Origin of the sequence: Herbiconiux sp., assembly GCF_023264895.1 — a bacterium.
Lineage (GTDB): Bacteria > Actinomycetota > Actinomycetes > Actinomycetales > Microbacteriaceae > Herbiconiux.
The window spans coordinates 1-8,239 of sequence record NZ_JAHFUY010000133.1 but is presented as its reverse complement, the minus strand read 5'-3'; the positions used below and the strand labels follow the sequence as shown (position 1 = coordinate 8,239).

10 protein-coding genes, 1 tRNA gene and 1 pseudogene are annotated in these 8,239 nt (G+C 70.9%); 5 read left to right on the top strand and 7 right to left on the bottom strand.

The features are described 5' to 3' along the window. Positions 1 to 27: 27 nt before the first annotated feature. A complete protein-coding gene (locus Q0D57_RS18450; protein ID WP_291046805.1) occupies positions 28 to 408 on the bottom strand; it encodes a DUF5997 family protein in 381 nt (126 codons plus the stop codon). Positions 409 to 475: 67 nt separating this feature from the next. On the opposite strand from Q0D57_RS18450, the gene Q0D57_RS18445 reads away from it, so the two are divergent. After that, entirely contained in the window at positions 476 to 1,276 is an 801-nt protein-coding gene (locus tag Q0D57_RS18445) for a LysR family transcriptional regulator substrate-binding protein (RefSeq protein ID WP_291046804.1), read from the top strand. A 204-nt stretch (positions 1,277 to 1,480) separates the two neighbouring features. Here the strand turns inward: Q0D57_RS18445 and Q0D57_RS18440 are convergent, their stop codons facing one another. Then, positions 1,481 to 2,479 (bottom strand): diacylglycerol kinase family protein, encoded by a 999-nt coding sequence (locus Q0D57_RS18440; RefSeq protein WP_291046803.1) that lies wholly within the window; start codon positions 2,477 to 2,479, stop codon positions 1,481 to 1,483. A gap of 54 nt (positions 2,480 to 2,533) precedes the next feature. Here Q0D57_RS18440 and serS point away from each other — a divergent pair, with 54 nt between their 5' ends. The 3 genes from serS to Q0D57_RS18425 all read left to right on the top strand — a co-directional run bounded on the left by serS (position 2,534) and on the right by Q0D57_RS18425 (position 4,766). After that, a complete protein-coding gene (serS, locus tag Q0D57_RS18435) occupies positions 2,534 to 3,796 on the top strand; it encodes a serine--tRNA ligase (protein ID WP_291046802.1) in 1,263 nt (420 codons plus the stop codon). Next, positions 3,793 to 4,617, top strand: coding sequence for an HAD-IIB family hydrolase (locus Q0D57_RS18430; RefSeq protein ID WP_291046800.1), 825 nt, complete (start codon positions 3,793 to 3,795; stop codon positions 4,615 to 4,617). Before serS ends, Q0D57_RS18430 begins: the two co-directional genes overlap by 4 nt. A gap of 62 nt (positions 4,618 to 4,679) precedes the next feature. Beyond that, a tRNA-Ser gene (locus tag Q0D57_RS18425) sits at positions 4,680 to 4,766 on the top strand. 6 nt (positions 4,767 to 4,772) lie between these two features. Here the strand turns inward: Q0D57_RS18425 and Q0D57_RS19435 are convergent. Genes Q0D57_RS19435 through Q0D57_RS18400 form a run of 5 tightly spaced genes read right to left on the bottom strand, consistent with a single transcriptional unit; the run spans position 4,773 to position 7,588 of the window. After that, a complete protein-coding gene (locus Q0D57_RS19435) occupies positions 4,773 to 5,273 on the bottom strand; it encodes a GNAT family N-acetyltransferase (protein WP_366518644.1) in 501 nt (166 codons plus the stop codon). Continuing rightward, on the bottom strand, positions 5,263 to 5,445 hold the full coding sequence (locus Q0D57_RS18415; protein WP_291046798.1) for a hypothetical protein: 183 nt from the start codon (positions 5,443 to 5,445) through the stop codon (positions 5,263 to 5,265). Before Q0D57_RS18415 ends, Q0D57_RS19435 begins: the two co-directional genes overlap by 11 nt. 56 nt (positions 5,446 to 5,501) lie before the next feature. Further along, positions 5,502 to 5,969 (bottom strand): SRPBCC family protein, encoded by a 468-nt coding sequence (locus tag Q0D57_RS18410; protein ID WP_291046797.1) that lies wholly within the window; start codon positions 5,967 to 5,969, stop codon positions 5,502 to 5,504. Further along, entirely contained in the window at positions 5,966 to 6,364 is a 399-nt protein-coding gene (locus tag Q0D57_RS18405) for a metalloregulator ArsR/SmtB family transcription factor (RefSeq protein ID WP_291046796.1), read from the bottom strand. Before Q0D57_RS18405 ends, Q0D57_RS18410 begins: the two co-directional genes overlap by 4 nt. Positions 6,365 to 6,376: 12 nt before the next feature. After that, complete coding sequence (locus tag Q0D57_RS18400; protein WP_291046795.1) at positions 6,377 to 7,588, bottom strand: ROK family transcriptional regulator; 1,212 nt, start codon at positions 7,586 to 7,588, stop codon at positions 6,377 to 6,379. A gap of 214 nt (positions 7,589 to 7,802) precedes the next feature. Between Q0D57_RS18400 and Q0D57_RS18395 the strand changes: the two are divergent. After that, a pseudogene (locus tag Q0D57_RS18395) lies at positions 7,803 to 8,239 on the top strand (hypothetical protein); the annotation flags it as partial.

Genomic DNA, 8,239 nt, shown 5'->3' with positions numbered 1-8,239 from the left:
GGCGACGGGCGACGGGAGGGGCGACGGTTACTCCGCGTCGCGCTCCTCGCGCGCGGCGGCCTTGCCGGCCTTGACGTCCTTCACGCGGCGGTTCTCCTCGCGCACGGCGGCCTGCGTCGCGCGCTCGGTCACGAGCCACTCGGGCGGCGACTGCAGCAGCGCAGTGATCTCGTCGGTCGTGAGCGCCTCGGTCACTTCCCCGCGGGCGAGCCCGGAGATGGAGACGCCGAGCTTGCGGGCCACCACGTCACGCGGATGCGGCCCGTGCAGTCGCAGCTCGACGAGCCACTCCGGCGGCGTCTGCAGCAGCTCGTTGAGGGCGCCGCGGGTGACGGGCTGCTCCTGGAACTCGGCGGGAGCTGCGGGCAGGTAGATTCCGAGCTTCTTCGCGGCCGTCGCCGGCTTCATGGTCTGCGGTGTCTTCTCGGGGCTCATCCCCCCAGAGTAGCCGGGCGGCGCGGGTATCCTTGGGCGCATGCCCCTTCGCGTCGCGTTCGCCCCCGGGGTCACCCCCTCGAAGTGGTTCGGCGTGTGGAACGAACGCATGCCGGAGAGCCCGCTCGGCATCCTCCCCCTCGAGTCGTACCCCACGGCCACGGCCGACGCGCTGGCGCTGCTCGACACGGATGCGGCCGACGTGGCCCTCGTGCGGCTCCCGGTGCCGGCCGACGGCTATCGCGCCATCCCGCTCTACACCGAGCTGCCGGTCGTGGTGCTGCCGAAGGAGCACGAGCTCGGTCTGCTCGAGCAGGTCACCGCGGCCGACATCGCCGAGATCGCGGAGCAGGAGGTGGCGGCCGGGCGTCCGGCGCTGCAGCGGCTCGAGATCGCGGCGGGCCCCACGGGCGGTGCGGATGCGACGGAGCTCGTGGCCGCGGGCGTCGGCTACCTCGTGGTGCCGAAGTCGGTGGCGCGGCTGCACTCGCGGCGCGACGTGGTGTCGCGCGACTTCGCGGGGGAGCAGGGGTCGGACGACGAGGTGCGGGTCGCACTCATCTGGCGCGCCGACGTGCAGAGCCCGGAGGTGCTCGAGGCGGAGCCGGAGCGCTGGCGCCTGATCGACGAGTTCGTGGGGGTGGTGCGCGGGCGCACGGCGAACAGCACGCGAGGTGCGGAGACGGTCGAGGCCATCGAGGCGGCCAAGAAGCTCAAGCCCACGGCGGTCGCCAAGGCGAAGGCGGCCGAGGCGCGTGCGGCCAAGGCGAAGTCGTCGGGCGCCCGCGGCAAGAAGAAGCCCGCCGCCCCGGGCCGCACCCGGCCCCGCCGCTCGCGCTGAGCATCCGCGGCCCCGCCCCCGCCCGCCCCGCGACCCGAGCTCTCCCGTCCCGCGGCGCCACCCCGCGACTTGACAGTAGATGCGCGAATAAGCCTCGACTTGGCACATCTTGTGTCAAGTCACGCCTGATGAGCGCACTTACTGTCAAGTCGCGCGGGCGCGCGGACGGGAGGGGCGCGTCAGGCGGAGGGCGCGTCGCGAGCGTCAGGTCGTGCGGGGCACGCGGACGAGGAGGGCGCCCGGGTCGACGCGGCAGTGCACGGCGCGAGCGGTGCCCCACGCGTCGCCGTCGAGCTGGATCTCCTCCGTGACGTCGAGGGTCAGCTCGAAGTCGCGCCCCGTCGAGTACGACACCGAGCGCACGTCGTTGTTGAGGTCGATCAGCTTCCGCCCCGCCGCCGACCGCCGCAGCACCCCGTTCTCGAACGCGAGCTTGTTCCACACCTTCAGCCAGCCGAGCGGTCCCTCCGGCCGCAGCGCCACGATGTCGAGCACCCCGTCGTCGGGCCGCGCATCCGGAATCAGCAGCAGCCCGCCGGGCAGGAGCCCGCAGTTGCCCACGATCACGGTGTGCGCGCTCGTCGACCTCCACGGCCCGCCGTCGAGCCGGAACCGCAGCTTCACGGGCTTCAGCGCCGGCAGCGCCCGCCCGATGCCGTCGACGTAGGCGAGCCAGCCCACCCTCTTCTTGAGCTTGACGTTCGTCTTCGCGATCATCTGCGCATCGATCCCGAGCCCCGCCATCACGAGGAACGCGTGCTCCTCCACGCTCCCGTCGCCCCGCGTGGCCGTGACCAGCCCGAGATCGATCGCGCGATCCGAGCCCGTGAAGGCGATCGAGACCGCGAGCTCGACGTCGGAGAGGTTCACCGCGAGGTTCCGGGCGAGGAGGTTGCCCGTGCCCACGGGCAGCAGCCCGAGCGGCACCCCCGTGCCGCGGAGCCCCTCCGCCACCGCGCGCACCGTGCCGTCTCCGCCCGCGGCCATCACGACCGAGGCCCCCTGCGTCAGCGCCTCGCGCGTCACCAGCTGCCCCGAATCGTCGACGGTCGACTCGAACCACATCGTCTCGCCCCAGCCGGCCGCCTTCTCGGCCGCGGCCACGAGCCCGCGGAGCTTCGTCGCGTCGACCTTGACCGGGTTCACCACGATGGCGGCGCGGAGCGGCCGTCGTGCCCCCGAGCCCCCGCCATCCGTCGTCACGCGTTCACCGTAGCGGCTCAGCCCGGCAAACCCCGCGAAGCTAGGATGGATGCCGTGATCGATCCAGTGCTCCTGCGGGAAAAGCCCGATGTCGTCCGCGAATCGCAAGCCGCCCGCGGGGCGTCCGTCGACCTCGTCGATGCGGCCCTCGCCGCCGACACCGAGCGCCGCGCCGCCATCCTCGAGTTCGAGAACCTGCGGGCCGAGCAGAACGCCTTCGGCAAGCAGGTCGCGGCCGCTCCCAAGGAGGAGAAGAAGGCGCTCGTGGCCCAGGCCCAGGAGCTCGCGGCCCGGGTGAAGGCCGCCAGCCAGCGGGCGACGGATGCCGAGGCGCTGTTCACCGAGACCGCCCGCAAGATCCAGAACATCGTCGTCGACGGTGTTCCGGCCGGCGGCGAGGAGAACTTCGTGACCCTCCGCGAGGTCGGCACCAGGCCGAGGTTCGACTTCACGCCCCGCGACCACGTCGAGCTCGGCGAGTCGCTGAAGATGTTCGACCTCGCGCGCGGGGCGAAGGTCTCGGGTGCCCGCTTCTACTTCCTCACCGGCATGGGTGCGCGGCTCGAGCTCGCGCTCATGAACCTCGCTCTCGACCGGGCGCTCGCCGCGGGCTTCACTCCGCTGATCACCCCCACCCTCGTGCGGCCCGAGACCATGGACGGCACGGGCTTCCTCGGCGAGCACGCCGACGAGGTCTACTACCTCCCCGCCGACGACCTCTTCCTCACCGGTACGAGCGAGGTGGCGCTCGCCGGATTCCACATGGGCGAGATCCTCGATGTGCCGGACGGCGGCCTCCGCTATGCCGGCTGGTCGACCTGCTACCGCCGCGAGGCCGGCTCGCACGGCAAGGACACCCGCGGCATCCTGCGCGTGCACCAGTTCAACAAGCTCGAGATGTTCAGCTACGTGCTGCCCGAGAACGCCGAGACCGAGCACGAGGCGCTGCTGTCGTACCAGGAGGGCATGCTCACCGATCTCGGGCTGTCGTACCGCGTGATCGACGTGGCGGCCGGCGATCTCGGCTCGAGTGCCGCGCGCAAGTTCGACACCGAGGCCTGGGTGCCTTCGCAGGAGACCTACCGCGAGCTCACCTCGACCTCGAACTGCACGACCTACCAGGCGCGCCGGCTCGACACCCGCTACCGCACCGAGTCGGGCAAGACGGCTCCCGTGGCGACCCTCAACGGCACGCTCGCCACCACGCGGTGGATCGTGGCGCTGCTCGAGACGCACCAGCAGGAGGACGGCACGGTCGTCATCCCCGAGGTGCTGCGCCCCTACCTCGGCGGCCTGTCGCTGATCGAGGCGCCGTGAGCGCTGGCTCCCGCACCAGCTCCGGCCCCTGGCTCGTGGCGCTCGACATCGACGGCACCGTGCTGCACGAGGACGGCACGCTGAGCGGCGTCGTCGGCGCCGAGGTGCGCCGGGTGGCCGCCGAGGGCAACGAGGTCATGCTCGCCACCGGCCGTTCGGTCGCGCACACCCTCCCGGTGCTGCAGCAGCTCGACATCGTGCCCGAGTACGTGGTGTGCGCGAACGGCGCGATCACCCTGATCCGGGATGCCACGGCGCCCCTCGGCTACCGGCAGCACCACGTCGAGACGTTCGATCCGTCGGGTGTGCTCTCGCGCATCCGGACGCATCTGGCCGAGGCGGTCTACGCGGTCGAGGATGCGGATGGCCGGTTCCTCTACACCGAGTCGTTCCCCGACACGGTGCTGGGCGCCTCGAGCGAGCAGGTGCCCTTCGAGCAGCTGCTCGAGACGGAGGCGACGCGTGTGGTGGTGGTCTCGCCCGACCACGACATGGAGGACTTCCTCGCGATCGTGGAGCGGATGGGGCTGCACCGGGTCTCGTACTCGATCGGCTGGACCGCGTGGCTCGACATCGCTCCCGACGGCGTGAACAAGGCCACGGGGCTCGAGCGCGTGCGCGAGGCGCTCGGCATCCCGCGCTCTCGGGTGATGGTGGTGGGCGACGGCCGCAACGACGTCGACATGTTCCGCTGGGCGGGCGCCGAGGGCGGCCGCGCGGTGGCGATGGCGCAGGCTCCGGACGACGTGATCGCTGAGGCCACCGAGGTCACGGCCTCGGTGCACGACGACGGCGTGGCGGCGGTGCTCGCCACCCTCTGACGGGCACCCTCACCCGTGATCCCGCGGTGCCGCTAAACTCGACACGATCGCTCCGGCGATCGGGAGGGCTGTCCGAGCGGCCGATGGAGCCAGTCTTGAAAACTGGTGGGGTGTAATAGCCCTCAAGAGTTCGAATCTCTTGCCCTCCGCACGTGTCACCCTGTTGTGCCGACCCAGTTCTCGTAGTCCCCTTCGACACCCAGGTATTCGAACCCCTGGCTCGCGAAGAGGGCTCTGCTCGCGGTGTTCGAACGGTGGATCCGGGTGAAGACGCCGCAGTCCATTTCGAGTCTCCGTCTGTTCTGGTCGAGGATGTCGAGCGACAGCCGAAGCGCTTCCGACCCGAGTCCGCGACGCTGGACGTCTCTCGACGTGCCGATCGCGAAGACGATGAACTGCTCCCATGACGTGTCGAAGCCGAAGTGGCAGGCCGCCGCCACGTCGTCGTCGACCATGCCGAGCAGCAGACCCTCGGACGCCGGCAACGGCGGACGCAGCCTCCGGAACCAGGATTGGACGGCGAGAGACCACGGCTCCGGATGGTGGGTTCCGCGACGGCGGTCCCACAGGGGCTTGGCCGGGGTGGCGCAGACGAACCGGTTCAGCGACGCGCGGTGCTCGTGAGTGCCGGAGACCCAGGTGGGGTCACCGTGCACGCGAGGCGAGCCAGGCGCGAACGGACTCCCGCTCGCCCTCGCTCATCGGCCGAGCGGCCGTGGCGCGGTAGTTCTCTGCGCACTCGATTCGCTGACCCTCGGTCAGGCCGTCGTCGCCCACCGCGGAGCGGGAGCTCTCATCGGGGCGGACGAGCGTGAGAAGGGGGGCCATGATCCGATCTTATCGCCGCAGGGGCGTCGTCACAAGCAGAAGATGAGGGCGGCTCATCAGGCCAGGAGGGCGTCCAGGCGAGCGTAGCCCTCCACGACGCCGTGCTCCATGCCGTGGGCGATCATGCCGTCGCGACTGTCGACGGAGGGGAAGACGCTCCAGCCGGTGAGGCGCGTGCGGTCGCCTGGGAGCGGCTCGAAGCGGATCGACTCGAGCGAGACCTGGTCGGGGAGGCCCTCCCACTCGAAGGTCTGCACGATGAGGTCGGGCTTGACCGTGTGGAACGAGCCGCGGAACGCGTGCACCGCGCCCGAGGGGTCGGTGTTCAGGTAGCGGTAGCGGCCGCCCGAGGTGAAGTCGTAGGTCTCGATCTGCATGCCGTAGCCGTCGGGGCCGAGCCACGTCGCCACGAGCGACGGATCGGCCCAGGCGTTGTGCACGGCGGCGACAGGGGCGTCGAACTCGCGCACGATCTCGATGAAGGGCAGGCCCTCGGGGGCGGTGATGGTGGTGGGGTTGGTCATGATGACTCCTTGTCATGGTCAGGCCCGGCGGCGACGTCAGCGTCGGGCCCGGCGGCGAGCAGCGCGTCCAGCGCCCGGAAGCGCTGCTCGTGCACGAGGCGATAGCGGTCGATCCACGCGGTGAGCGGCTCGAGGGCGGCCGGCGCGAGGTGCACGGGCCGGCGCTGGCCGTCGCGGGTGCGGGTCACGAGACCCGCCTCCTCGAGCACGCGGATGTGACGGGAGACCGCCTGGAGGGTGATGGCGAACGGCTCGGCGAGCTCGTTCACGGTGGCCGGTCCTCGGCTGAGGCGCGCGACGATGCGGCGCCTCACGGGATCGGCGAGGGCGAGGAAGGCGCGATCGAGGAGAGCGTCGTCGGCGTCCGCATCGGCATCCGCACGACCGTCGCCCACGATCCCACCTCTCTATTCAATCAATTGGTTGAATATACGTCCGATACTCGAAGGCGTCAAGAGATCGGTCTTGGGAAGCGCCGAGAGCGCCGCCGGCTCGACCCCCAGCGTGAGGTAGACCGCGTGGAGCGCCGACACCACGCCCCCCGCCGCACCCGAGAAATCGCCCAGCTCGGCGCTCGTGAGCGTGGGCGCGATCCGGATCGTCTGCTCGAGCCGCTCCTGGTAGCGGCCGAGATCACCGACCAGCGACTTCGCGATGCCCCCGCCGAGCACGATCGTCTCCGGCTCGCTCGACACGGCGATGGCGGTGAGCACCGTCACGAGCGCCCGGTCGAAGTCGGCCCGCAATTCCGCGGTCGAGGTCGCGCCGTCGACGCCGCCGTCGCCATCACGAGCCCCGAACAGCCGCGCCGGCGACTCCAGCGGCACCCCCGCCGCCGCAGCCCGCGCCAGGAGCCCCGGCCCCGTCGTGAAGCTCTCCAGCCGCTCCCCGAGCGCCCCCACGGGGATCTGCCCGAACTCGCCCACGAGCCCATGGCGACCGCGCAGGATCGCCCCGTCGATCGCGATCCCCACGCCGAGACCGGCCCCGAGGCTCAGCATCGCGGCATAGGGGGTGTGCCGGGCGGCACCGAACCGCAGTTCGCCGAGCAGCGCCAGGTTCGCGTCGTTGTCGGCCAGCAGCGGCACCCCGAGCGCGAGCTCGCAGACCGCGAGGAACGCGGGATCCTCGACCTGCTTGAGGTTCGGCGCGTTCGACACCGACCGTTCCACCTGGTCGACCGCTCCGGGAAGCCCGAGACTCACCGCGGCGACGGCCCCCCAACGAACCCCTAGAGCCGACTTCGCCTGCTGCGCGAGCCACAGGGCCAGCTCCGCCGACCCGAGCGCGGACGGTGTCGGGAGCTCGACCGCCACCACGGGGTTCGCGAGCAGGTCGCTGCCGATGATCCGGGTGCTCGACGCCCCGAGATCGACCCCGATCACGAGCGACCGCTCCGCCACGAGATCGAGCAGGATGGCACGCCGCCCCCGCTTCTCCACCACGACCTCGGAGACCTCGCAGACGATGCCGTCGGCGATGAGCTGATCGATCGCTCGCGTGACGGTGGCCGCCGAGATGCCGGTCGACTCCGCGATCTGCTTGCGGGTCGCCGGCCGCAGGCTCATCAGCTCGGTGAGCACGGCCGACCGGTTCAGCTCCCGGATGTCCTGGACCATGCTGCCCCCTCGATGCTCGCGACGTCAGTCTTTCAGTTCACGGTGAGATCTATGTCCCCACGCCGTCGACGCCGTTGAAACGCAACCGTAACAACGACCGCTTGACTTTGATTGCGTATTGAAATCAAAATGAGTGCACGAGGTCGATGACGACGGCGCCCAGCTTCCACGGGCACTCCAGTCGGACCGCACGCTCACGTGGATAGGACACCCAATGAAACGCACCACCTCGCACGGCGCCCGGCTGATGGTCATCGGTGCCGCGGCCGCTCTCGTTCTCTCCGGCTGCTCGGCCGGCGCCGACTCCGGCGGCGGCTCCGGATCGGGCGCCGACGGCGCCCCCTCGACTCCGGCCGCCGAGCCGAGCCTCGAGTTCGTCGGCCCCGGCGGGGAGACCCCCGGCGCCCTCTCCGAGCTCTCGCTCACCGACGAGGAGACCACCACGGTGAAGGACGGCAAGTACACCGCCGCCTTCGTCTGGCACACCTCATCGGAGTTCGTCTCCGCCGTGGAGGAAGGCGCGACGGCCGAGTTCGACGACCTGGGCATCGAGGTCGTGGCGAGCACCCAGGCGAACTTCGACTCCGCCACCCAGGCGAACAACCTGCAGACCGTGCTGGCCCTCAATCCCGACATCATCGTCACGACGGC